Source organism: Flexivirga aerilata (assembly GCF_013002715.1).
Lineage (GTDB): Bacteria > Actinomycetota > Actinomycetes > Actinomycetales > Dermatophilaceae > Flexivirga > Flexivirga aerilata.
In genome coordinates this window covers 2,259,503-2,282,128 of record NZ_JABENB010000001.1, presented here as the reverse complement: position 1 = coordinate 2,282,128, position 22,626 = coordinate 2,259,503, and the positions used below count along the sequence as shown (strand labels likewise).

Annotated in this window: 25 protein-coding genes; 7 read left to right on the top strand and 18 right to left on the bottom strand. The window is 70.4% G+C overall.

Annotated elements, in window-relative coordinates; genetic code table 11:
* Nucleotides 1–70: 70 nt before the first annotated feature.
* Nucleotides 71–295 (bottom strand): LysR substrate-binding domain-containing protein, encoded by a 225-nt coding sequence (locus HJ588_RS10705; protein WP_343036669.1) that lies wholly within the window; start codon nucleotides 293–295, stop codon nucleotides 71–73.
* Between the two features lie 50 nt (nucleotides 296–345).
* On the opposite strand from HJ588_RS10705, the gene HJ588_RS10700 reads away from it, so the two are divergent.
* Nucleotides 346–570 (top strand): hypothetical protein, encoded by a 225-nt coding sequence (locus HJ588_RS10700; protein ID WP_171150737.1) that lies wholly within the window; start codon nucleotides 346–348, stop codon nucleotides 568–570.
* Here HJ588_RS10700 and HJ588_RS10695 read toward each other — a convergent pair.
* From HJ588_RS10695 to ngcE, 9 genes are all read right to left on the bottom strand, one after another.
* Nucleotides 567–872, bottom strand: coding sequence for a DUF2469 family protein (locus HJ588_RS10695; RefSeq protein ID WP_171154769.1), 306 nt, complete (start codon nucleotides 870–872; stop codon nucleotides 567–569). The two genes, HJ588_RS10700 and HJ588_RS10695, sit on opposite strands and share 4 nt — an antisense overlap.
* Nucleotides 869–1,660 carry a ribonuclease HII gene (locus HJ588_RS10690; protein ID WP_343036668.1) on the bottom strand — a complete coding sequence of 264 codons (792 nt, stop codon included), beginning with the start codon at nucleotides 1,658–1,660 and terminating at the stop codon, nucleotides 869–871. Before HJ588_RS10690 ends, HJ588_RS10695 begins: the two co-directional genes overlap by 4 nt.
* Complete coding sequence (gene lepB / locus HJ588_RS10685) at nucleotides 1,657–2,436, bottom strand: signal peptidase I (RefSeq protein WP_171154766.1); 780 nt, start codon at nucleotides 2,434–2,436, stop codon at nucleotides 1,657–1,659. The genes HJ588_RS10690 and lepB (HJ588_RS10685) overlap by 4 nt, the downstream gene beginning before the upstream one ends.
* Nucleotides 2,433–3,287, bottom strand: a complete 855-nt coding sequence (gene lepB, locus HJ588_RS10680) for a signal peptidase I (RefSeq protein WP_343036667.1) — start codon at nucleotides 3,285–3,287, stop codon at nucleotides 2,433–2,435. The genes lepB (HJ588_RS10685) and lepB (HJ588_RS10680) overlap by 4 nt, the downstream gene beginning before the upstream one ends.
* A complete protein-coding gene (lepB, locus tag HJ588_RS10675; protein WP_171154764.1) occupies nucleotides 3,284–3,988 on the bottom strand; it encodes a signal peptidase I in 705 nt (234 codons plus the stop codon). The genes lepB (HJ588_RS10680) and lepB (HJ588_RS10675) overlap by 4 nt, the downstream gene beginning before the upstream one ends.
* An 11-nt stretch (nucleotides 3,989–3,999) precedes the next feature.
* Entirely contained in the window at nucleotides 4,000–4,362 is a 363-nt protein-coding gene (gene rplS / locus HJ588_RS10670; RefSeq protein ID WP_171154762.1) for a 50S ribosomal protein L19, read from the bottom strand.
* Between the two features lie 203 nt (nucleotides 4,363–4,565).
* Nucleotides 4,566–5,465, bottom strand: coding sequence for a carbohydrate ABC transporter permease (locus HJ588_RS10665; RefSeq protein WP_171154760.1), 900 nt, complete (start codon nucleotides 5,463–5,465; stop codon nucleotides 4,566–4,568).
* The gene (locus tag HJ588_RS10660) at nucleotides 5,465–6,442 is read right to left on the bottom strand and encodes a carbohydrate ABC transporter permease (RefSeq protein ID WP_171155655.1); all 978 of its coding nucleotides are present in this window, start codon (nucleotides 6,440–6,442) and stop codon (nucleotides 5,465–5,467) included. Before HJ588_RS10660 ends, HJ588_RS10665 begins: the two co-directional genes overlap by 1 nt.
* Nucleotides 6,443–6,477: 35 nt before the next feature.
* Nucleotides 6,478–7,893: an N-acetylglucosamine/diacetylchitobiose ABC transporter substrate-binding protein gene (ngcE, locus tag HJ588_RS10655; RefSeq protein ID WP_171154758.1), complete on the bottom strand. Its 1,416-nt coding sequence runs from the start codon at nucleotides 7,891–7,893 to the stop codon at nucleotides 6,478–6,480.
* Between the two features lie 186 nt (nucleotides 7,894–8,079).
* On the opposite strand from ngcE, the gene HJ588_RS10650 reads away from it, so the two are divergent.
* The gene (locus HJ588_RS10650; RefSeq protein WP_212755411.1) at nucleotides 8,080–9,966 is read left to right on the top strand and encodes a DUF5107 domain-containing protein; all 1,887 of its coding nucleotides are present in this window, start codon (nucleotides 8,080–8,082) and stop codon (nucleotides 9,964–9,966) included.
* Here the strand turns inward: HJ588_RS10650 and HJ588_RS10645 are convergent.
* Complete coding sequence (locus HJ588_RS10645; RefSeq protein ID WP_171154755.1) at nucleotides 9,881–10,936, bottom strand: DMT family transporter; 1,056 nt, start codon at nucleotides 10,934–10,936, stop codon at nucleotides 9,881–9,883. The two genes, HJ588_RS10650 and HJ588_RS10645, sit on opposite strands and share 86 nt — an antisense overlap.
* Here HJ588_RS10645 and HJ588_RS10640 point away from each other — a divergent pair.
* Nucleotides 10,935–12,347 carry an aminotransferase-like domain-containing protein gene (locus HJ588_RS10640; RefSeq protein ID WP_171154753.1) on the top strand — a complete coding sequence of 471 codons (1,413 nt, stop codon included), beginning with the start codon at nucleotides 10,935–10,937 and terminating at the stop codon, nucleotides 12,345–12,347. The two genes, HJ588_RS10645 and HJ588_RS10640, sit on opposite strands and share 2 nt — an antisense overlap.
* Here the strand turns inward: HJ588_RS10640 and trmD are convergent.
* Genes trmD through nagA form a run of 3 tightly spaced genes read right to left on the bottom strand, consistent with a single transcriptional unit; the run spans nucleotide 12,328 to nucleotide 15,193 of the window.
* On the bottom strand, nucleotides 12,328–13,506 hold the full coding sequence (trmD, locus tag HJ588_RS10635; RefSeq protein WP_171154751.1) for a tRNA (guanosine(37)-N1)-methyltransferase TrmD: 1,179 nt from the start codon (nucleotides 13,504–13,506) through the stop codon (nucleotides 12,328–12,330). The genes HJ588_RS10640 and trmD overlap by 20 nt on opposite strands.
* A gap of 3 nt (nucleotides 13,507–13,509) precedes the next feature.
* On the bottom strand, nucleotides 13,510–14,031 hold the full coding sequence (gene rimM, locus HJ588_RS10630; protein WP_171154748.1) for a ribosome maturation factor RimM: 522 nt from the start codon (nucleotides 14,029–14,031) through the stop codon (nucleotides 13,510–13,512).
* Nucleotides 14,024–15,193, bottom strand: coding sequence for an N-acetylglucosamine-6-phosphate deacetylase (nagA, locus tag HJ588_RS10625; protein ID WP_171154746.1), 1,170 nt, complete (start codon nucleotides 15,191–15,193; stop codon nucleotides 14,024–14,026). The genes rimM and nagA overlap by 8 nt, the downstream gene beginning before the upstream one ends.
* 186 nt (nucleotides 15,194–15,379) lie before the next feature.
* Between nagA and HJ588_RS10620 the strand changes: the two genes are divergently transcribed.
* From HJ588_RS10620 to HJ588_RS10605, 4 genes are read left to right on the top strand one after another with little or no spacing between them, the layout of a single operon-like run.
* On the top strand, nucleotides 15,380–16,264 hold the full coding sequence (locus tag HJ588_RS10620; RefSeq protein ID WP_171154744.1) for a sugar isomerase: 885 nt from the start codon (nucleotides 15,380–15,382) through the stop codon (nucleotides 16,262–16,264).
* Entirely contained in the window at nucleotides 16,261–17,187 is a 927-nt protein-coding gene (locus HJ588_RS10615; protein WP_171154742.1) for an ROK family protein, read from the top strand. The genes HJ588_RS10620 and HJ588_RS10615 overlap by 4 nt, the downstream gene beginning before the upstream one ends.
* Complete coding sequence (locus HJ588_RS10610; protein ID WP_171154740.1) at nucleotides 17,184–18,113, top strand: hexose kinase; 930 nt, start codon at nucleotides 17,184–17,186, stop codon at nucleotides 18,111–18,113. Before HJ588_RS10615 ends, HJ588_RS10610 begins: the two co-directional genes overlap by 4 nt.
* Complete coding sequence (locus HJ588_RS10605) at nucleotides 18,110–18,946, top strand: class II fructose-bisphosphate aldolase (RefSeq protein WP_171154738.1); 837 nt, start codon at nucleotides 18,110–18,112, stop codon at nucleotides 18,944–18,946. Before HJ588_RS10610 ends, HJ588_RS10605 begins: the two co-directional genes overlap by 4 nt.
* A 291-nt stretch (nucleotides 18,947–19,237) precedes the next feature.
* Here HJ588_RS10605 and HJ588_RS10600 read toward each other — a convergent pair whose 3' ends face one another.
* The 4 genes from HJ588_RS10600 to HJ588_RS10585 form a co-directional block, all read right to left on the bottom strand.
* Nucleotides 19,238–20,029 (bottom strand): DeoR/GlpR family DNA-binding transcription regulator, encoded by a 792-nt coding sequence (locus HJ588_RS10600; RefSeq protein ID WP_171154734.1) that lies wholly within the window; start codon nucleotides 20,027–20,029, stop codon nucleotides 19,238–19,240.
* A gap of 168 nt (nucleotides 20,030–20,197) precedes the next feature.
* Nucleotides 20,198–20,440, bottom strand: a complete 243-nt coding sequence (locus tag HJ588_RS10595; protein WP_171154731.1) for an RNA-binding protein — start codon at nucleotides 20,438–20,440, stop codon at nucleotides 20,198–20,200.
* Nucleotides 20,441–20,444: 4 nt separating this feature from the next.
* Nucleotides 20,445–21,173 (bottom strand): 30S ribosomal protein S16, encoded by a 729-nt coding sequence (rpsP, locus tag HJ588_RS20255; protein WP_484489521.1) that lies wholly within the window; start codon nucleotides 21,171–21,173, stop codon nucleotides 20,445–20,447.
* 192 nt (nucleotides 21,174–21,365) lie between these two features.
* Nucleotides 21,366–22,610, bottom strand: a complete 1,245-nt coding sequence (locus HJ588_RS10585) for a serpin family protein (protein ID WP_171154729.1) — start codon at nucleotides 22,608–22,610, stop codon at nucleotides 21,366–21,368.
* Nucleotides 22,611–22,626 lie beyond the last annotated feature (16 nt).

Genomic DNA, 22,626 nt, shown 5'->3' with positions numbered 1-22,626 from the left:
CCGGGCAGGGGCAATCGGCCCGGCTGTGGACGCAGCCGACCCGCCTTTCGGGATGTGGACGGCGGACTCGTCAGCCGCCCGGGGTCACCTGTTCGACGAATCGGCGAGCCGCTGCCGAGACGCTCCGGGCCCGCCAGAAGACCCCGATCGGCGGGTGCTCCGGCATACCCGGCACCCGGTGCACGCGCACCGGACGACCGTCGTGCTGCGTGACCGAACGCGCCACGAGCGCGACGCCGAGTCCCGCCGACACGGCATCGCGTATGCCGCCCGGGCTCGCCGCCTCGAAGACCACCCGAGGTGCTGCCAGCCCCGCGAAGGCCTCGGTCAGCAGCGTCCGCAGAGGTGACTCCCGACCAACTGGCGCGAGCCCACGCCATACATCCACTGGGCGACGACGTGGTGCCGATACCCGGCTCCCGCCAACCGCAGCGGACGATCGAGAACGCGCGCGCTGCGGACATGGTGCTGGACCGGGCGCAACTGGACCGCATGGACCGCCTGGCGCCGCCCGAGCGCTGGGCCGGCGACCGCAGGTCCTTCGCCGTGCCGGTGACGGCGCGGACCTAGTCGGGCAGCTCGATCTCCCGCGCCGGCAGCTCCTCGACGTTGACGTCCTTGAAGGTGATCACCCGGACGTTCTTGACGAACCTGGCGGGCCGGTAGACGTCCCACACCCACGCGTCGTTCATCCGGATCTCGAAGAACACCTCGGCGCCCTCGCCGCGCACCTGCACGTCGACCTCGTTGCACAGGTAGAACCGGCGCTCGGTCTCCACGACGTGGCTGAAAAGCCCCACCACGTCGCGGTATTCGCGATAGAGGGCGAGCTCCTGCTCGGTCTCGTACTTCTCCAGGTCCTCGGCGCTCACACCGACTCCTTCCACACGTCCGGCTCGGCGGCCTGCCCGACCGTGAGCTCTTCGGCCGTCACTTCCTCGGCCACGACCTCCTCGCGCACAACCTCCTCGACCGTGACCTCCTCGGCCACGAACCGCCGCCACGAGCGCCGGTGGAGCTCGCACGGCCCGTGCTCGTCCAGCGCCGCCAGGTGGTCCGGTGCCGAATAGCCCTTGTTACCAGCCCAGTTGAACACCGGGTAGTCGTCGTGGAACGCGACCAGCATCGCGTCACGCTCCACCTTGGCCAGCACGGACGCGGCCGCGACCGACGAGCACTTCAGGTCGGCCTTGATCATCGTGGTGACCGGCGGTGCGACCGGCCCGTCGGCGGCGAGGGCGAGCAGCCCTTCGCGGGCCGGGTCGGTCAGCCAGTCGTGGTTGCCGTCCAGCACGACCAGGTCGGGTACGACGCGAAGGGCCGCGAGCGCCCTGGTCCCGGCCAGGCGCAGCGCGGCCATGATGCCGATCGCGTCGATCTCTGCGGCGCTCGCGTGGCCGACCGCGTGGTCGGTCGCCCACCGGCGTACGGCGGGCACCATGCGCTCGCGCGCAGCGGGGCTGAGCAGCTTGGAGTCCTTCACGCCCTGCGGGACGGTGCGGGTGCGCTCGTCGATGACCACGACACCGACCGAGACCGGGCCGGCAAGCGCTCCGCGGCCCACCTCGTCCATCCCGGCGATCAGCGAATAGCCCTGTCGTTGCAGCGAACGCTCGACCCGCAGGCTGGGACGGGCCGACCGACGCGGCCCGGCGGTCACGGTTTCGGCACCCGCGCGAAGACGTTGCCGTAGCTCTTCAGCGACTGGATGCGGTCGAGCGGCCAGGCGATCGCGACGACCTGTCCACTGATGTCGTCCATCGGCACCGAACCGAGTTTGCCACCCGAGCTGCCGTCGTGGAAGCGGGAGTCCGCGGAGTCGCCGCGGTTGTCGCCCATCACCCACACCGCGCCGGCGGGCACGGTGATGTCGAACTGCTGCAGGCTCGGCGCGTTGCCGGCCTTGATGTAGGGCTCGGTGATCTCGACCCCGTTGACGGTGAGTTTGCCGGTCTTGGTGCAGCACTTGACCTTGTCGCCCGGCATGCCGATGACGCGCTTGACGACGTGGTCGCCGCCGCCCGGCAGCACACCGACGAAGATCAGGCTGTCCTTCACCATGCGTTTGAGCAGCGGCTGCTGCGGCTTCGGCCCGCTCGACCACGACGCCGGGTCCTTGAAGACGATCACGTCGCCGCGGTGCAGCGAGGAGTGCTGCGGGGTGAACTTGCTGACGATGATCCGGTCACCGATGTCGAGCGTGCTCTCCATCGACTGCGACGGGATGTAATAGGGCTGGGCGAGGAAGGTCTTGACCAGAAAACTCAGGCCGAGCGCGATGACGACGATGACGACCAGCTCGCGGACGAACGCCCCGCGGCTGCGGCGAGCCGGCGGCTCCTCCTCGGGCACCGCGCCGGGCGGCAGTTCGTCACCGACCGTGCCCGGGACGTCCTGCGCTTCCCCGGGCCGGGAGTCCGGTCGGTCTTTCGTCATCTCTTCGGCACCTTGTCGAACGTCGAGGAATAGTTGCTCAGCCAGGTCATCCGGTCCACCGGCCAGACCACCGCCACCGCCCGCCCCACGATCTGGTCCTGCGGCACCGAGCCGGTGGTGCCGGTGCCGTCGTCGTGGAAGCGGGAGTCGGAGGAGTCCCCGCGGTTGTCACCCATCACCCACACCCTGCCGGCGGGCACGGTGACCGAGAATCGCTTCTGGTCGGTGCCGCCGCCGGGGTAAATATAGGGCTCGTCCAGCCCCACTCCGTTGACCGTGATCTGTCCGCGCGTGTTACAGCAGCGGACCGTGTCGCCGGGCAGCCCGATCACCCGCTTGATCAGGTGGTCGTCACCGGACGGGTAGAGGCCGACGAACTGCAGCGACTTCACGAAGGCGCCGCCCACGCCGGAGCGCTGCGTGGTTGCGGCGGCCGGCAGCCAGTGCCCGAAGTCACCGAACACCACGACGTCGCCGCGCTTGAGGTCCGCCGGACCGGGGGTGAGCTTGGAGACCACGACCCGGTCGCCCGGCACCAGGGTGTTCTCCATCGACTCCGAGGGGATCCAGAACGGCTGCGCGAGAAAGGTCTTGATGAGCAGCGACAGCACCATCGCGATCACCACGACCGCCGCGAGCTCGCGGACCGCGACCAACGCCCGGCGCCCTGCCGACGGCGGGCCGGAGGCAGCGTGCCGGGGAGTGCGCGCACGACGGGCGGCGCGCTCGCCCAGGGGCGCGACGGCAGGCGGCGCGACGGCAGGCGGCGTCTCCACCGCCGCGCCGTCCCCCTCGGCCGGGCGGGCCTGCGCCGGCCGCGGGCGCGGCAGTCGGTATCGCTGGTCGGTCACGACCCGAGTCTCCCCCACGAACCTGTCGGCCAGTACCGAAGGACCACCTCACCGACGACGTCGTCGGTCGGCACCATGCCCCCGCCGGGGTCGCCCAGGTGCGCCCGGGAGTCGTCGGAGTCGGACCGGTTGTCGCCGAGCACGAAGATGTGGCCGGCGGGCACCTGCACGCTGAACGGCGTGTCGCTCGCCGACGTACCCGGCACCAGATAGGGCTCGAGCCGCACGGCACCGTTGACCCGCAGCAGCCCGTCGTGCCCGACCGCCACCCGGTCACCCGGCAGGCCGATCACCCGCTTGACGTAGAGCGTCTCGGTCGGGCGGAAGCCGAAGGTGTCACCGATCGAGCGCAGTGCCCCGGCGAGGCCGCCCGGGGCGCGCGCACCCGGGTCGGCGAAGACCTCGGTGCCGTTGAAGACCACGACTTCCCCACGACGCAGTGACCCGGTGCCGACCTTGGACGCGATGATCCGATCGCCTTGCCACAGAGTCGGATTCATCGACGAGGACGGCACGGTGAAGGTCTCGACCACCAACCCGTGCAGCAGTATGACGCAGGCCACGAACCCCAGCGCCGCGATGGCGAGCCGGCGCTTCCCCGACCGCCTCGCCGCGGGCCGCGGCTCCTCCGCGGAGCTGGCCCCGCCGGAGACAGCAGTGTCCCCGGCGTCCGTGGACGCCGGGGACACTTCCTCCGTCATACGAGCGGAGCTCAGGCCTGGTTGGCCGGGGTCTCGCGACGCTCCTTGATGCGGGCGGCCTTACCGCGCAGGTCGCGCAGGTAGTAGAGCTTGGCGCGACGCACGTCACCGCGGCTGGCCACCTCGATCTTGTCGATCGACGGGGTGTGCAGCGGGAAGGTGCGCTCGACGCCCACCCCGAAGCTGACCTTGCGGACGGTGAACGTCTCGCCGACGCCGCCACCGTGGCGACGGATCACGACGCCCTGGAAGACCTGGACACGGCTGCGGTTGCCTTCCACGACCTTGACGTGCACCTTCACGGTGTCACCGGCGCGGAAGTCGGGGATGTCGCTGCGCAGCTGGGCGGCGTCGAGCTCGTCGAACTTGTGCATGATGCTTCTTCCTCGCGGGCGCCGCAGGCCGCCCGCTCATGTGATGGTCGGATGCGCGTGCCGAACCGGTCTGCTGACCTCATGGGTATGTCGCCCACTCCCCCTGCGGCGGGGGTCGATGCGGTGCGGACACGCTCTCCCAAGTTTGCCAGAACCCCCGGCGATCGGTGAAATCGCGCGGGCGCAGGCCAGGTTCGCGGGCGTTATTTCATCGTGCCGGCCGACAGGGAGCCCTGCAGCTGACGCTGGAAGATCACGTAGACGATCAGCACCGGGATGACGGTGATCACCACGCCGGCGAAGAGCGCGCCGAAGTTGACCTCGTACCCGGCCGACGACGCGAAGTTCGCCATACCTTGCGAGAGGACGTAGTTCTTCTCGTCGGTGTTCAACGCGACCGGCAGCAGGAACTGGTTCCACAGGCCGAGGAAGTTGAAGATCGTCACCGCCGCGATCCCGGGCCGGGCCATCGGCAGCATCACCTGCACGAACGTGCGCCAGTCGCCGGCGCCGTCGAGTTCGGCGGCCTCGCCGATCTCCGCGGGCAGCGCGCGGAAGAACGGATAGAGGAAGAACACCGTGAACGGGAAGGCGAACGCGACGTAGGTGAGGATCAGCCCCGGCAGCGAGTTGAGCAGCCCGACGTTCTTCAGCACGAAGAACAACGGCACGATTGCCAGGAAGATCGGGAACGTGTTGCCGGCGAGGATCAGGTAGTAGATCGCCCGGCTGCCCGGGAACGGGAAGCGGGCGAGGGTGTAGGCGCACATCGACCCCAGCGCCATCACCAGCGCGAGCGCGATCCCGACCACGATCACCGTGTTGAGCAGGTAACGGCCGAGGTGCGAGTCGTTCCACGCCGAGCTGAAGTTGTCCTTCAGGGTGCCGATGATGTCGTGCGGCATGGTGAACGGGCCGGAGAAGATCTCGCCGGTGGTCTTGGCCGACGAGAACAGCGTCCAGAGCAGCGGCAGCACGACGATCAGCGACCAGCAGATCAGCACCACGTGCGACCCGATCAGGATGCCGAGGTCGCCGCGCTCGCGCTTGCGCTCCTCCTGCGGCCCGTCGCTCTGCGGGGTCTTGGTGGAGACCGCGCTCATCACTTGTCAGCCTTTCCGCCGAGCAGCCGGTTCACGCCGAAGACGAGGGCCGCGAAGAGCAGCGTCACCGCCGCGAGCACCACGCCCATCGCACTCGCCCGGCCGTACTGGCCCTGGGAGAACGCGGTCTTGAACAGGTCCTGGGACATCACCAGGGTGGAGTTGTCGGGGCCGCCGGTCGGGTTGAGAGCGGCCATGTAGACGAACGCGTCCAGCGCGAGCACGCCCAGATAGATGTATGCCGTCTGGACGGTCTCCCGGATCATCGGCAGGGTGACCGAGAACATCGTCCGCAGCCGGCCCGCGCCGTCGATGCGCGCTGCGTCATACAGCTCGGCCGGGATGCCCTTGATGGCGGCGACGAACAGCACCATGTAGAAGCCGACGAAACCCCACACGATCACGAAGATCGACGCGGGCATCGCGGTCGCGGTCTCCCCGAGCCAGGCGAAGGAGTTGAAGCGGTCGCCGAGCCCGAACGGCAGATGGGTGAGGATGCCGTTGACGATGCCCTTGGACGGGTCGTACATCTGCGCCCAGATCAGGCCGATCACGATCGCCGGGATCGTGTAGGGGAAGAACGACACGACGCGGTAGATGTTCGACCCCTTGAGGCCGCGCACCGCGCCGGTCGTGGAGCCGCCGACGGTGACCATGGTGGCCAGCACGAAACTCAGCACGACAGTGACCAGCGGCACGAGGATCGCGAGGATCACGTTGTTGCGCAACGCCTTCATGAAGACGTCGTCGCCGAAGATCTGCTTGTAGTTGTCCAGCCCGATGAAGTCCATCGAGCTGGAGAAGCCGCCCCAGTTGGTGAGCGAGTAGTAGATCGCCTGCAGGAACGGCCAGATGACCAGACCCAGGTAGAGCACCATCGGCAGGCCGACGGTGATGACCACGAACAGCAGCCGGGAGGGCCGCATGCGCCGACCGCCGCGCTTCGGCGCGGCGGTCGGCGCACCCGCGGACGGCATGGCCAGCGTGCCGCCCGCGGGTGGGGTTACTGCGCTCACTTGATCTCGACTTTCTTCACCGACGAGTCCTTGGCGACCTTGTCGGTGATGCCCTGCAGCGCCTTGGTCAGGCCGGCCGCGTCGAGCTGTCCGGACAGGAAGCTGTTCCAGGGCACGAGCATGTCCTGGTTGGTGCCGTAGAGGTCGACGAAGCGGATGTTGAAGACCTTGTCACCGGCCGCGTCGAGCATCTTGATCTGCGACTGCAGCGCGGTCGACCCGAAGCCGTCGGACGGCACGGTGCCCTTGACGATGGTGGGCGCCAGCTTGGTCTTGGCGAAGTTGGTCGCCGAGTCCTTGGACAGCATGGTGCGCAGCACCTCCTTGCCGCCCGCCGGGTTCTTGGCCTTGGTCGGCACGATGAACTGCTCTCCCGGGGCGGCGTTGAGTGCCTCGAACGGCATCTTGCTGCTCGCGGTGAGCGTCGGGTCAGGGATGCCGGTCATCTTGAAGCCGGGCTTGGTCTGGGACTTCATCTCGTTCTCGATCCAGGACCCCGACGGGTAGAGAATCGCGGACTCGTCCTTGCTCCACTGCGCCTGCGCCGCGGTGAACTGCGTCCCGGCGCCGCCGGGCTTGACGTAGCCGGCCTTGACGATCTGCTCCAGCTTCTTCAGCACACCCTGCACCGCGGGCAGCGACCAGCAGCCGGGCTTGAGGTTCTCCAGCGCGAGACGGACCTCGTCGCCGCCCTCCTTGATCGCCGAGTCCATCACCAGCGTCTGGTAGTAGGTGGCGGCTTCCTTGCCCCAGCAGAAGAGGTACTTGCCCTTGCTCTTCGCCTTGCCACCGAGGTCGATCAGGTCGTCCCAGGTCTTCGGCGGCTGCCAGCCGTTGGCCTCGAAAAGGCTTGCGGAATACCACAATCCGTAGATCGTCATCACATAGTTGAGGACGAGCATCTTGTCGCCGACCATGCCGCGTTCCTTCACGCCCGGGTAGAGCGTGTCGGCGATCTTGGTGCCCTCGAGGTTGTTGGCCTCGAGCACCGGCGCGAGGTCCTCCAACTGGCTGGCGATGGTGTTGACGCCGATGGACTGTGCGCCGGAGTCGTCGATCAGGTCCGGCGGGTTGCCTGACACGAAGCGCGGCTGCAGCTGCTGAGAGATCTGGGTGGACGGACTGACCTTCACGGTGCTGCCGGCGTGGTCCTTCTCGACGATCTTGCCGGCGAAGGTCACGTAGTCGGTGCCGTAGCCGCCGTTGAAGATCACCGCGTCGACCGTGCTCTTGTCGGGCATGCCGAACGGGTTGCTCGCCGACGTCTTGCCGGTGCTCTGCCCCCCGCTTCCGCCGGAGCTTCCCCCACCGGCGCACGAGGCCAGGGCCCCGCTGATCGGCAGCGTGATGCCGGCCGCGAGCGCGGCGCGCAGCACCGTGCGCCGGTTGACCGCGAAGTTGGATTGAGCCATGGCTGCCTTACCTCCAGATGTTCTTCCCGCGGGCGCCCGCGTGACCACGCCTGATCGGGCAGGCCACGACGCCAGAGCCCACAATATGATTACTTGTGTAAGGATGTGTGCGATTTCGTGCAGAAACGATCACAAAACGGCAACAGGAGTGTGATGCACGTCGCTCACTCTGCACCCGCCACGCGGGTGCGCACCACGAGGCTCGCCGTGCGCGGAGCGCAACTGGGTGCGGCCGGCACGCTGCCGGCATACGGCCCCGTCCGGCCTGCCGGCACCCGCACGGTCAGTGAGGAGGCGCCCGCCGCGATGCGCGAGCGAATCGCCCGCGGCCGGCTGGACACTCCCCTGCCCTACGCACTCTTCAGCGACTACGACCGCGGGGACCACCGGCTGGAGCTGCCGGCGGTCGAACTCGACAACGGCCTGCTGCGCGCGACCGTGCTGCCCGGGCTGGGCGGCCGGCTCTGGTCGCTGCGCGACCTGCGCGCCGACCGCGAGCTGCTCTTCGTGCCGAAACGCCTGCGCTACGCCAATTTCGGCCTCACCGACGCATGGTTCGCCGGCGGCATCGAGTGGAATCTCGGGTCGACGGGCCACACCACATTGACCACACGTCCGTTGCACGCGGCGCTCGTCGCTGGTCCGTATGGCGACGCGCTGCGCCTCTGGGAATGGGAGCGGACCCGCGACCTGGTCCTCCAGCTCGACCTGGCGCTCGCCGGCGACCGGTTGCTCGTGTCGACCCGGGTGATCAATCCCGACCCCGAGCCCAAGCCGCTCTACTACTGGACGAACATCGCGGTGCCCGAGACCGAGCGCACGCGAGTGCTCACGACCGCGACCCACGCGTGGCGGACCGACTACTCCGGGTCGCTGGACCGGGTGGCGGTGCCGCACCCGGACGACGTCGCCGTCGACGTCAGCTACCCCGCTGCGTCCCGCGAGTCGGCCGACTACTTCTTCGAAACCGACTACCGGAAAGGCCGATTCGTCGCCTCCGTCGAGCCGGACGGTGACGGCTTCGCACAGACCGCCACCGAGGCGCTGCACGGCCGCAAGCTCTTCCTCTGGGGCAACGCGCCGGGCGGCCGGCGGTGGCAGCACTGGCTGGCCGACGACGACGCCTACGCCGAGATCCAGGCGGGCGTCTGCCTCACCCAGCTCGAACACGACGAGCTCGCCGGTCACGAAACCCGTTCGTGGACAGAGGCTTTCGGCGGCATCCACGTGGACCCGGCAGCCGCCGGGGCGACATTCGCAAAAGCGGCGGCTGCCGCTGCCGAGGCAGTCGCGCATGTCGCGCCGGCCGACTGGCTCGAGTCGTGGCACGCGGAGTGGCTCGAGACGTATGTCGACGCCCGGCCCCGCGAGATCCTGGCGCGCGGATCAGGTTGGGGGCGTGTCGAACTCGCGCTCCGCGGCCAGGCCGCGCCCGACGGGGTGGAGTTCCCGGAGGTCGACGACGACAGCCGGCTCGCGGCCGGCCTGTTGCGGGGCGTGCCGGTCGAACAGCCGTTGCTGCCGCCGATCTCCGACCGGTGGGCCGCCCGGTTGCGGCAGGCGCCGCGCGGCTGGTGGACGTCATACGCGCTCGGTGTGGGCACGCACGTGCGCGGCGAATTCGACTCTGCGCGAGCGCAGTACGCCGACAGCGTCGCGCAGCGGCCGAGTGCGGTGGCGTTGCGCGGGCTGGCGGTGCTGGCCGTGCTGGCCGACGACAGGACTCGGGCCGTCGACCTCTACGCGCAGGCTCGCGAGCTGGACCCGACGAGCCGGGGTCTGCTCACCGAGCAGCTACGGCTCCTGCTCGACCTCGGCGAGGCCGCCGACGCGTTGCGGACGATCGACGAAGCACCGTCGGCACTGCGCGATCACGGACGCACACGGCTGCTCCGAATAGAAGCGCTGCACGGCCTCGGCCGCGACAACGAGGCGGTTGGACTCCTCGAGGGGCTCGAGGTCGAGGACCTCGCCGAAGGCGACCGGGTCATCGGCGACCTGCTCGCCCGCATCCGGCCCGGCATGCCGCTGCCGCCGGCGCTCGACTTCCGGATGACCGCGGACCACCACTGACGGCTCCCTCGCCGACCGACGCCTCCTTCGGGCCGTCACTCGCCGCACGAGCCGTCAGTCGACGGCTGCGGACCGCGATGCCGGCGCCGGCAATCACGCAGACCGCACCGAGCACGGTCTGCCAGGTCAGCCGTTCGCCGAGAAGCAGCGCGGCCCAACAGATGCTGAGCACCGGCTGCACGAGTTGCACCTGGCTCACGCGCGCCATCGGACCGATCGCCAGGCCGCGATACCAGGCGAAGAAGCCGAGGAACATGCTGACCACGCCGAGGTAACCGAACGCCAACCACTGGCCCGCGCTGCCCGACTGCGGGCTGGCCACCACAGACCCACCGGTGAGCACCGCCATCAACGGGGCGGACAGCACCAGCGCCCAGGAAACCGTTTGCCAGGAGCCGATTTCGCGCGCGAGAAGGCCGCCCTCGGCATACCCGGCCGCGGCGGCGAGGACCGCGCCGAAGAGCAGCAGGTCGGGCCAGCCCAGCCCCGCCGACGAGCCCGGCGATCCGCTCTGGCCGATCGCGAACGCGACAGCAGCGACCGCACCGGCCGACACCGCACCCCAGAACCGCGGACCGACCTGCTCACCTCCGCGGCGCACCGCGAGCACCGCGGTAGCTGCCGGCAGCAGTGCGATCACCACCGCACCATGACTTGCGGCGGTGCGGCTCAGAGCGAAAGAGGTGAGCAACGGGAAGCCGACGACGACGCCGGCAGCCACGACCGCAATCCGCGGCCAGAGACCGCGTCGCGGCACCGGCTGCCGGGTGAGCACCAGCGCGGCGGCGGCCAGCACGGCCGCGACAACGGCCCGGCCGGCACCGACGAACAGCGGCGACAGGCCGCCGTGGTCGACGGCGACGCGAGTGAGCGGCACCGTGAAGGAGAACGCGGTCACTCCGACGATGCCCCAGCCGACACCCGATAGCGGATTGCGCAATGATGCAGTAGCGCTACTCTCTCTTCTCATGAATGACGATAGCAGCTCCCGCCTCGTCGCGGAGTTGCGTCGCTGGCTCGACAGCGCAGCCGCCGGCGCACAGCTGCCCTCCAGCAGGACACTCGTGGCCGAGCACGGCGTCAGCCCCGTCACGGTGCAGAAGGCGCTGCGGACCCTGGCCGCGGAGGGACGCGTCGAGACACGACCAGGAGTCGGCACCTTCGCGCGCACCCGGCCGCTTGCCCGCCCGGCGGACTACGGCTGGCAGACCGAGGCGCTGTCGCTCGGCACCCCGACCACACCGCTGTCCCCGAGCGCGCTGCAGTCGGTGCCGAACGATGTGTTCGCGCTCCACTCCGGTTACCCCGATCGTGAGTTGACACCGGAATCGTTGGTGCGAGCGGCTTTTCGTCGCGCCGCGCGAGCCAACGCGATCACCGAACGGCCGCCGACTGCGGGCCTGCCCGACCTGCAGGCGTGGTTCGCGAACGAGGCCACCACGAGCTCCGACGCGGCGGCCGGATCGATCGCCCCGAGCGACGTGGTCGTTCTTCCGGGCAGCCAGAGCGGGCTGACGACCGCCTTCCGGGCGCTTGTCGGTGCCGGGCGCAGCCTCGTGGTGGAGTCCCCGACCTACTGGGGTGCGATCCTCGCCGCTCGGCAGGTGGGGGTGCGGACCGTGCCAGTGCCGTCGGGTGCCGCCGGGCCCAGCCCCGAGGCCGTCGACCGTGCACTGGCCGAGTCGGGCGCGCGCGCCTTCTACGCGCAGCCCAACTTCGCGAGCCCCACTGGCGCGAACTGGTCACCCCAGCTGCGTCGCGATCTGTTGGAGGTGATGCGCAGCCGAGGCGCGTTCCTGATCGAGGACGATGCGGCCCACGACTTCGGCATCGCTGCACCGGCGCGCCCGCTCATCGGCGGCGACACCGCAGGCCACGTCGTCTACCTCCGGTCGCTCAGCAAGAGCGTGGCCCCCTCCGTCCGGGTCGCGGCGATCGTCGCCCGGGGCCCGGCCCGGCAGCGCATTCTCGCCGACGCCGAGGTCGAGTCGATCTATGTCAGCAATGTGCTCCAGACCGTCGCGCTCGACGTGGTGACCCAGCCTGCCTGGCGCAGTCACCTGCGCCGGGTCGCGCGTGAACTCGGCGCCCGGCGCGACCTGCTCGTTGCCGCACTCGCCGAGCATGCCCCGTCGCTGACTCTCGACCACGTGCCCACCGGTGGCCTCAATCTGTGGGCACGGCTGCCCGACGAGACCCGGCTCGACCGTTATGTCGCCGCCTGCCGCGATCGGGGTGTCACCGTCGGCAACGGTGACGAGTGGTTCCCGGCCGAGCCCACCGGCCCGTTCGTCCGGTTGAACTACGCCGGCCCCAATCCAGGCGGATTCGGCGAGGCCGCACGAGTGCTCGGCAGCGTGCTCACCGACGGCGCTTGGTGAAGGTCACGGTGCCCGGCGGATCGTCGCGGTCGGTGATGCGGAAGCCCGCGCGCTTGTAGCGCCGCTGGTTGGCCTCGCTGCCCACCCCTGTCACCAAGCTGTATGACGCAGCCTGCGCGGGCGCCACCTCCTGGATGAAGCTCAGCAGCGCTCCCCCGAAACCACGACCTCGCAGGTCGGGCGCGACCATCAATCGGCCGATGTGCCAGTCACTTCCGGCGCCTGCCGGTCCGTCCCCCGGCTGACCTCGCACCGAGCCGACGAGCCGGCCGTCGAGCCGGGCGACGTAGGTCGTCCAGTCGGCGAGCGATCGCCGGAGTGACTCGGGCGTCTCGTGCTGAGCCGGGATGTCCAGCCTGTCGTTGTCGATGCCCTCGCGCAACCAGCACGCATGGGTCAGGGTGAGCAGCTCGCCCACGTCCGCCGGGGTCGCGACCGATATCTGCAACTGCTCCGGTGATGCTGCCGCCGGTGCACTCAGCAGGTCGGGACGGCGCTCGGCCGTGCGCTGGAGTCGCTGCTCGTGCCGCCAGGCGGCGATCTTGCCGTGATCTCCGGACAACAGCACGGTGGGCACCGAAAGCCCTTGCCAGTGCTCGGGTTTGGTGTAAACGGGGTATTCGAGCAGGCCGTCTTCGTGCGACTCCTCGACCAGTGACGCCGCATTGCCGATCACGCCCGGCAACAGGCGCGCGACGGCTTCGACGATAGCCAGCACGGCGACCTCGCCGCCGTTGAGCACGTAGTCCCCGAGGGAGACCACACGCACGTCGTAGCGCTTCCGGGCGTGCTCGTAGACACGCTCGTCGATGCCCTCGTAGCGTCCGCACGCGAAGACCAGGTGCGACTCATCGGCCAGCTCACGGGCCATCGCCTGGCTGAACGGCGTCCCTCCGGGACCGGGCACGATCAGGACGGGACGCGAATCCGCTGCATTCGCAAGCTGATCCAGCGCCTCACCCCAGGGTTCCGGCTTCATCACCATGCCGGCACCCCCGCCGTAAGGGGTGTCGTCGACCGTGCGGTGCCGGTCGTGGGTGAAGTCCCGCAGGTCGTGCACCCGCAGATCGAGCAGACCGTCGCGGCGTGCCTTGCCGATCAGCGAAAGGTCAAGCGGCGCAAGGTAGTCCGGGAAGATGCTGACGACGTCGAGACGCACGCGTCACTCCCCCGCCGAGTCCGGAGTGGGGAGCAGCCCGGGCGGCGCATCGATCACGATGCGCCCGCCGTCGACGTCGACGACCGGCACGATCTGCTCCACGAAGGGCACCAGGCCGGTGGCGCCATCCTCCAGCCGCAGCTCCAGCAGGTCCTGCGCCGGCCGGTCGTGCAATGCGGTGACCGTGCCGATGTGCCCGCCCGCGGGGTCCTCGGCCTCGAGTCCCACCAGGTCGTCGGCATACCACGCGTCGTCGTCCTCGTCGGCGTCCGCCGGCGCCAGCAGCTGGGTGCCGCGCAGCGCCTCAGCCGCCGTCCGGTCAAGCGCCTCCTCGAAGCTCAACAGGTGAATCCCGTTGTGCACCCGATGAGTTCGAAGGGTCAACGGCCCGGCGTCTGCCGGTTCGGTGCGGAAGGACTCACCGACCGCGAAACGCTCCGCCGGGGCATCGGTGTGCAGCCGCACAGTCACCTCGCCCTTCAGGCCGTGCGGCTTGCCGATGCGCGCGACGACAACATCACTCATGGCGGTCATTGTCCCCGGTGACCCACTGGCCGGCGCGCATGACCCGCATGACATCGTGCGCGTCGTCGAGCACCACGAGGTCGGCGCGCGCGCCGGGCCGCAACTCCCCGCGGTCGTCGAGGCCGAGCACGCGGGCCGGATTGGCCGATGCCGCGGCCGAGGCTGCCTCGAGCGGCACGCCGTCGCGCACCGCTCGCGCAAACGCCGAATCCATCGTCAACGAGCTGCCCGCGAGTGACCCTGACTCCAGGCGTGCGGCGCCGTCGCGGACCCAAACCTGTTGTCCCCCAAGGGTATAGACGCCATCACCGACTCCCGCCGCGTCGATCGCGTCGGTGATGAGCACAAGCTTGTCCGAGCCGCGAGCGAGCACTTCGCGCAGCACGGCGGGGTGCAGGTGGATGCCGTCGTTGATCGTCTCGCAGGGCACCCTGGCGTCGAGACTGGCGAGGACCGGACCCGGCTCACGGTGGTGGATCGGGCGCATGCCGTTGAACAGATGGGTGGCGAGCCGCGCCCCGTGGTCGTATGCCGCAGCGGTCTCGTCATACGTGGCGTCGGTGTGGCCGACGGCCGCCACCACCCCGGCCGCCACCGCGGCGTCGACCAGGTCGAGCGCACCGGGCAGCTCCGGCGCGATCGTGATCACCCGCAGCCAGCCCCGCGCGGCGTCGAGCATCCGGCCGAAGGCCGACAGGTCCGGGTCGAGCAGGTAGTCCGGGTTCTGCGCGCCGCAGCGCGCGTGCGACAGGAAGGGCCCCTCGAGGTGCGCACCGGCGATCTCGCCGGCGTCGGCGAGATCCGCCGCCCACGAGAGTTGCCGGACCAGGTCGTCGACCGGCGCGGTGACGAGGGACGCGAGCGTCGTGGTCGTGCCGTGGCCCCGGTGGAAGCGCACCGCCCGGGCCATCGACTCCGCCGAGCCGGCCATGTCGTGGCCACCGCCGCCGTGCACGTGGAGGTCGACGTAACCGGGCACGACCAGGGCACCGCCCAGGGAAATAGAGTCCTCAGCCGGTGCGTCCTCAACCGGCGAGTCCGTTTCGGGCACCGCCGGGACTCCGTCGACCGCGACGACGTGGCCGTCCGCGATGCGCACGTCACCCTCTCGGATGCCGTCCGGGGTGAGCACGCGGGCGTCGGTCAGGGTCAACTGGCTCATGGGGACATCGAACACCGTGCGACCGCCGCGCCGGCGCCCGGCACCGGTCCTCCATCGGCCGGGCCATCAGTCCGGCACCAGTCCAGCATCGGTTGGGCAAGCACTCCGCCGAGACACCACTCCGCATGACTGAATATGATCTAAAGTCGTCCTTGCACTCATCAATCGTCACCGTCAGGAGTCCAGGTGTCCCACGTCGCAGGCGAGATCGCGAGCCAGCCCCAGGTCTGGTCGCAGGCGGCGCAGCTCGCCGCCACCGCGCAGAGCCGGTCGGCCATGCCGCGACCTGGCGAGCGGGTCGCCGTGGTCGGCTGCGGCACGTCGTGGTTCATGGCGCAGTCGGCCGCGGTGTTGCGCGAACAGGCCGGCCAGGGCGACACCGACGCCTTCGCCGCGTCGCAGTTCCCGACCGACCGGCGTTACGACCGCGTCGTCGCGATCACGCGCTCCGGGACCACGACCGAGGTGCTCGACCTCTTGCGCCGGCTCGGCACCGATCAGCCCTCCACCGTCGTCACCACCGAGGCCGGCCACCCGGTGGTGCCGCTTGCCGGCGAGAGCGTGCTCCTCGGCTTCGCCGACGAGCAGTCGGTCGTGCAGACCCGTTTCGCGACCAGCGTGCTCGCCTGGTGGCGGGCCGCGCTCGGCGAGGACCTGGCTCCCGCCATACGGGATGCGGAGGCGGAGCTGGCCGCACCCCTCCCCGACGACCTGCTGAAGCGCACCCAGTTCAGCTTCCTCGGCGACGGCTGGACGGTCGGGCTCGCCAACGAGGCAGCGCTCAAACTGCGCGAGGCGGCTCAGGCGTGGACGGAGTCCTACCCGGCGATGGAGTTTCGCCACGGACCGATCAGCATCGTCGACGAGCGTTCTGCCGTATGGGTTTTCGGCGATGTTCCGGACGGGCTCGCCGACGACGTCGCGGCCACCGGGGCTTTGCTCGTGCACTCCGGCGGTGACCCGATGGCGCACCTCACGACCGCGCAGCGGCTCGCCGTGGGGCTCGCCGAGGCCGCGGGCAAGAACCCGGACACGCCGCGTCACCTGACCCGCTCCGTGGTGTTGCAGTGACCGATCGGCCAGCGGTGCTGGCCGTCGACGTCGGCGGCACCACGATCAAATCCGCGGTCGTCGACGGCGACGGGAAGCGCCGGCTCGCGCACGCGGTCCCGACCCCGGTGGCCGACGGGCCGGCCGCGGTGGTCGAGACGCTGCGCCGGCTTGTCAGCGCGCAGGCCACCGCCGCACGCGCGGCCGGCGAGCCGGTGACTGCCGTCGGTGTCGTGGTGCCGGGGGTGGTCGACACCTCCCGCGGCATCGCCCGTTATGCCGCCAACATCGGCTGGCGGGACGTGCCGCTGCGCGACCTGGTGCGCACTGACGTCGCGCTGCCGGTCGCGGTCGGTCACGACGTGCGCGCCGCCGGTCTTGCCGAGCTCGCCCTCGGTGCCGCCGGTGACAGCGCCGACGCGCTCATCGTCGTGGTGGGCACCGGCATCGCGGGCGTCGTCGTCGCCGGCGGCACGGTCGTGGAGGGACACGCGGGCATCGCCGGCGAGATCGGGCACATCCCGGTCGGTGATCTCGAAGTGCGTTGCAATTGCGGGGCGTTCGGCTGTTTGGAGATGTTTTCCTCCGCGCGCGCAGTGTCCCGGATGTATGCCGAGCGCACCGGCACCACGTTGGCTGCCGACCAGATCGTCGCGCGGCTCGGCGAGGACGCCGACGCCCGTGAGGTATGGCGCAGCGCGACCGCAACCCTTGCCCGCGGACTGGTCTGTGCGGCCCTGCTGACCGACCCGCAGCGGGTCGTCCTGGCCGGAGGGTTGTCCGCCGCCGGAGAGACGCTGCGCGAGCCGGTGGCCGCTGCGTTCGCCGCCGGTATGCCGTGGCGGGAGGCGCCGGAGCTGGTGGTCTCCGAGCTGGCCGGAGCGGCCGGCCTGGTCGGCGCGGCGCTGCTTGCGCGGGACGCCGCAGAGGAAGGACCGGCGTGATCCTCGCGGTCTGTCCCAATCCGGCGCTCGACATCACCTATCGCGTGGACCGCCTGGTGCCAGGCGAGTCGCACCGGGTCTCGCAGGTGCTGCAGCGCCCGGGAGGCAAGGGCGTCAACGTCGCCGCGGTGCTGCACGAGGCGGCCGCACAGGTGACGGCGACCGGCCTCGTGGGCGGCGCGTCGGGTGCCGAACTTGCCTGTGCTCTGGACCAACTCGACGTGCCACACCGGTTTTCGCACATCTCGGGCCCCACCCGCCGCACGGTCACGGTGGTCGCCGGCGACGAGGCGACGGCCCTCAACGAGCCGGGCCCGACGGTCGGCGGCGACGAATGGCGCACGTTCACCGCGCTGTTCGGCTCCCTCACCTGCGACGCGGCCGTCGTGACGCTGTCGGGCAGTCTCCCGGCCGGACTGCCGATCGATGCGTATGCCGAGCTGACCCGCCTCGCCCACGACCAGGGCGCGCCGGTGGTGCTCGACTGCTCCGGTGCGCCTCTCGTAGCCGCGTTGTCCGCCGGGCCTGACGTGGTCAAGGTCAACGCCGAGGAAGCAGGTGCGGCCATCGGTCGGCCAACTGGCACCATGGCCGAAACACTCTCAGCTGCAATCGAATTGCGCCGCATGGGCGCGGTCGAGTGCGTCGTCACCCGCGGCGCGGACGGGCTCGTTGCGAGCACGACCGTCGGCGACTTCGGGGCGACCCCGGGCGCGCCGGTCACGGGCAACCCGACCGGTGCCGGCGACGCGTTCACCGCCGGACTCGCGCTCGGCATCGAGCACGGTGAGCACTGGCTGCGGCGGCTGCGACTCGCCGCCGGCTGGGCCGCCGGTGCGGTCGCCCGCCCCACCGCCGGCAGCGTCGACCCGGCCGTCGCCGCGCACCACCAGACCGCACTCACCTTCCAGGAGATCACCGTATGACGCTCACGACGACCGCCGAACTCGTTGCCGCCGGCGCGGATTCGGGCACGCCGGTCTTCGCGTTCAACATCGTCACGCTGGAGCACGCGGAGGCGATCGCAGCCGGTGCCACTGCGGCCGGTCGTCCGTGCATCCTGCAGTTGAGCCACAACACGATCGCCTTCCACGGAGACGACCCGCGCCCGATCACGGCGGCCGCCCTGGAGATCGCCCGCACTGCCGCGGTGCCGTTGGCGGTGCACCTGGACCACGTCACCGACCCCGAGCTGGCGCTGGCGGCGGCCGACCTCGGTGTCGGCTCGGTGATGTTCGACGCCGGTGCGCTTCCCTATGACGACAACGTGCGGCTGACCGCTGAGGTGGCGGCGGCCGCGCACGCCACCGGGCTCTTCGTCGAGGCCGAACTCGGTTACGTGGGAGGCAAACCGGGCGCCCCGGCGAGTGCTCACGCCGCAGGCGTCCGCACCGATCCGGACGAGGCAGCGGCCTATGTCGCCGCGACCGGTGTCGACGCGCTCGCCGTCGCGGTCGGCAGCAGCCACGCGATGACCAGCAAGTCCGCGTCCCTCGACCACGCGCTGATCACCCGTCTGCGTGACGCCGCGCGGGTGCCCCTGGTGCTGCACGGCTCCTCCGGGGTGCCCGACGACGAGTTGCTCGCCGCCGTACGCTCCGGGATGACCAAGATCAACGTCGGCACCGCCCTCAACATCGCCTTCACCGGCGCCGTCCGCTCGGTGCTCGCCGGCACCGACAAGGTCGACCCGCGCCCCTACCTGCGCGCCGCCCGCGACGCGATGGCCGCCGAGGTGCAGCGCCTGCTGGAGCTCTGAGTCGCCGCTCCGGTCCGAGAGGGCGTGGCGGGCTGCCTTCGCGTGCGTGCCGGCGCGCGTGCGTATGGCGCGACCGTCGCGACTTCCGCACACACCCGCGCATCCCGTAAGCGAAAGTGCGCCTGACGTCACCATCGCTTACGAGACCAGCACCAGCTCGCCCGCCCCGCGTGCACACCCCGCAACCGTCGCGACTTCTGCACACCCCCGCCCATCCCGTAACCGGAAGTGCGGCTGACATCACCCCCGCTAACGAGACCAGCGCCTGCTCACGCCCGCGCACGACCGCGCTCAGGCCTGAATGACCTCCACGCCCGCACGCTCGAAGTCGCGCACCGCCGCCGGGTCGGCGCCGTCGTCGGTGAGGAGCACGTCGATGCCGGACGGCGGGCAGATCGTGCAGAAGGCGCGCTTGCCGAGCTTGCTGCCGTCGGCGACCACCACGACCCGGCGGGCACGGGACGCCATCGCCTGGTTGATCTCGCCCTCGTCGTCGTGACGCGTCGCGGCGCCATACTCCGCGGACACTGCGTCGACACCGAGGAAGAGCAGGTCGATCGTCATCGCGTCGATGACCGGACGGGCGAAATGCCCCACCAACTCGAAGGATTGGGGGCGGATGACCCCGCCGATCACGACCACCCGCAGCTGCGGTCGCACCGCGAGGTCGCTGGCGATGTTGAGCGCGTTGGTGACGACGGTCAGCGACGTCAGGGCTCCGGCCTCACCCTCGGCGATGTCGGCCCGCGAGGCGAGGCTGCGAGCGACCTCGGTGGTCGTGGTGCCGCCGTTGAAGCCCACGACGGTGCCTGCCTCGATCATCTGTGCGGCCCGGTCGGCGATGCGCCGTTTCTGGTCGGACTGCCGCGCGGTCCGGTAGCGCACCGGCAGGCCGTAACTGACGGAGCCGCCGACCGCGCCGCCCCGGGTGCGCGAGACCAGCTGCTGGGCGGCGAGTTCGTCCAGGTCCCGGCGGGCGGTGGCCGGCGAGACGCCGAAGTCGGCCACCAGTTGTTCCACGTCGATGCTGCCGTCGTGCGAGATGCGGTCCAGGATCGCGGAGAAGCGTTCGTGCTTACGCATCCGTGCCACCTTTCACCGAACCGGCCTGCACCGATTGACGCATCCTGCGCCACGACACACTGTTTGCGTCAGAAACTATCAGGCTGACCAGTCAACAAGCCCCACAAACGCACACGAGGTATGCCGGGAGCAGCTGCTCTCGGCATACCTCGTATGACGGGTCGCGCGTTATCGACGATCGGTGTCGACGATGTCCACGCGGACGTTCTTGCCACCGGCCAGGGCCCGCATGACCTCGCGCAACGCGGACGCGGTGCGCCCGGAGCGTCCGATCACTCGGCCCAGGTCGTCGGGGTGCACCCGCACCTCGAGGAGTTCGCCACCACGGCGGCCGTTCGCACGGCGCACCGTGACGTCGCCGTCGTGGTCGACGATCCCCTTCACGAGGTGTTCGAGTGCTTCCTCCAGCAAGGGGTCAGCCCTCGGACTTGGCGCCCGGGGCGGCGAAGCCCGCGGCCTCGGCGGCCTCCGGGGTCTTGAACCAGACCTCGGCGACGGTCGAGTCGTACCACTGCGAGTCGGTCGTGTGGTACTTCATCGAGTCCTTGTTGCCCTTGACCGTGAAGACGGCCGGGTCGGGCGACGCGCCGTCCTCCAGCGGGGCGGCCGAGTCGGCGCCGTAGCCACCGTCGGCGATCTCCGCACGGACATCGGCCTTCGGCTCCTCGACCGGGACGGCGACCTCGTCGGCCTTGTCCTCGGCAGCAGCCTTGGCGTCGGCCTCTTCGGTCTTCTCCTGCTTGGCCTCGGCCTTCTTGCGAGCGGTGGTCGCGCCACCCTTGCTCGTGTCGTCGGCGGCGTTCTGCGCGGCGGCGAGGGCCGCCTCGTAGAGGGCCTTCTTGTCCGGGCGCGGCTCGGCGACCTTCAGCGTGCCCTCGGCACCCTTCTCGCCCTTGAACTTCTGCCAGTCGCCGGTCACCTTCAGCAGCGCCGCGACCTGCTCGGTCGGCTGCGCGCCGACGCCGAGCCAGTACTGCGCACGCTCGGAGTCGATCTCGATGAGGCTCGGGTTCTGCTTCGGGTGGTACAGACCGATCTCTTCGATCGCCCGGCCATCGCGCTTGGTGCGCGAGTCCATGACGACCACTCGGTACTGGGCGTTGCGAATCGCGCCGAGGCGCTTCAAACGAATCTTGACGGCCACGTTTGTGGTGTCTCCTTCAGTTGTCAGGTGAGGCACGGCGAGACCGGGTGGGGAACACGCGGGGAGCCGTGACTCGGGGGTAGGCGTGTGAACCGGTGGATGAGAGGGGCCTCCGGGCACACAAGTACGCGCAAGCATTGTGCCAGAACGCCGCCCCGTTCCCCCAATCGAGCCGCGGCCAGGCCTTCGTGTTCAGGCCTTCGTCGTCGGATCGCTGATCTGACCCAGGAAGAGCGGCGCCCGCGTCTGGTTGTCGTGTATGACGAACAGGAACGCCCGGTCGACCACGATCCGGTCGATCATGCCGGGCACCGCGCCGGCCTGCACACCGACTCCGGTCGCCGCCGCGGCCTCGGTGCCGTGCTGGTCGACCTTCACGACCGACTGGTGCACGACGCTCTGCACCTTCAGATCACCGGGCGCGCCGGCGATGCCGGACAGGTCGGCGCCGCCGCCGAACAGCCGGGTCACCCCGAGCCCCTGCAGCGCCGGCGCCAGCGGGCTGCGGGTGTCGATCGCGAACGGCGGCATCGTGAGCCGCACCCTGCCGGCCAGTGCGGTGGCGAGCGCCGCGCCGAGGACTTTCGGCAGCGCCCCGCGCACCGCGGCGAACCGGCCCTGATCCGGCAGCACGACGGTCATCGCCATACCGTCGCCGAGGTAGGGCACCGACACCGACACCCAGCCGTCGCCGCGCGCCACGGCATACCTGCCCTCGGCCCCGAGGTATGGCGTCTGCACGCTCCCACCGGATGCCGTCGTGAACGCGGCCGGCGCCGACGGCGCATCGAACGCCTTGGCCCAGGCCGCCTTGAGGTAGAGCGCGTTGACCAGCTCGAGCCGGGTCAGGGTGGTGACGTCCCGCGGCCCGAGCAGCTCCGGGATGAGGGAGCGGGTGCGCTCGCTGACCCAGGCGTTGATCGCCTTGCGCGCACCGTCCGGATCGTTCCGGTAATCCTCCAGGTGCGCCCCGGCGCCGTAACCCGTGGCGAGTTGCCGGAGGAAGTCCCGGCTGACCTGCAGGCTCTTGTCCGGCCAGAGCGAGTTGGCCGCCTCGCAGACGATGGGGCCGCCCGCCGCGGCCTTGCTCCGGGCGACCGCGGCCGCGACGGCGGCGTCGATCGCCGTGACGTTGCCGGCCTGCCGCTGCTGGTCGCCGCCGAGCAGCACCTCCAGTTGCTGCGCGGTCGCGCCGCGCGCGCCGGCGTCGGTCATCGCCAGCGCCGAGTAGACCGAGTAGGGGCTGATCGAGCCGTTGCCGGTCGCGGCGATCTTGTCGTCGGCGAGGAAGAGTTTGGCGCCGAAGGCCGCCAGGTCGGCGCCCGCGGTCGCGGCGGGGCCCGGCGTCATACGGGCGGCCTGCACCGCGAGCACGTCACCGGAGGATGCCGCTGACCCCGACGCCGACCCTGACGGCGCCGCGCCACTGGAACTCACCGGATCACCACCTCTC

What these genes read in the sequence shown, in the direction of transcription:
- HJ588_RS10605 (WP_171154738.1), top strand. Translation starts at nt 18,110, where the DNA reads ATGACGCTCACGACGACCGCCGAACTCGTTGCCGCCGGCGCGGATTCG.
- HJ588_RS10665 (WP_171154760.1), bottom strand. Translation starts at nt 5,465, where the DNA reads ATGAGCGCGGTCTCCACCAAGACCCCGCAGAGCGACGGGCCGCAGGAG.
- ngcE (WP_171154758.1), bottom strand. Translation starts at nt 7,893, where the DNA reads ATGGCTCAATCCAACTTCGCGGTCAACCGGCGCACGGTGCTGCGCGCC.
- HJ588_RS10645 (WP_171154755.1), bottom strand. Translation starts at nt 10,936, where the DNA reads ATGAGAAGAGAGAGTAGCGCTACTGCATCATTGCGCAATCCGCTATCG.
- lepB (WP_171154766.1), bottom strand. Translation starts at nt 2,436, where the DNA reads ATGACGAAAGACCGACCGGACTCCCGGCCCGGGGAAGCGCAGGACGTC.
- rimM (WP_171154748.1), bottom strand. Translation starts at nt 14,031, where the DNA reads ATGAGTGATGTTGTCGTCGCGCGCATCGGCAAGCCGCACGGCCTGAAG.
- HJ588_RS10660 (WP_171155655.1), bottom strand. Translation starts at nt 6,442, where the DNA reads ATGCCGTCCGCGGGTGCGCCGACCGCCGCGCCGAAGCGCGGCGGTCGG.
- nagA (WP_171154746.1), bottom strand. Translation starts at nt 15,193, where the DNA reads ATGAGCCAGTTGACCCTGACCGACGCCCGCGTGCTCACCCCGGACGGC.
- HJ588_RS10600 (WP_171154734.1), bottom strand. Translation starts at nt 20,029, where the DNA reads ATGCGTAAGCACGAACGCTTCTCCGCGATCCTGGACCGCATCTCGCAC.
- HJ588_RS10640 (WP_171154753.1), top strand. Translation starts at nt 10,935, where the DNA reads ATGAATGACGATAGCAGCTCCCGCCTCGTCGCGGAGTTGCGTCGCTGG.
- rplS (WP_171154762.1), bottom strand. Translation starts at nt 4,362, where the DNA reads ATGCACAAGTTCGACGAGCTCGACGCCGCCCAGCTGCGCAGCGACATC.
- lepB (WP_171154764.1), bottom strand. Translation starts at nt 3,988, where the DNA reads ATGACGGAGGAAGTGTCCCCGGCGTCCACGGACGCCGGGGACACTGCT.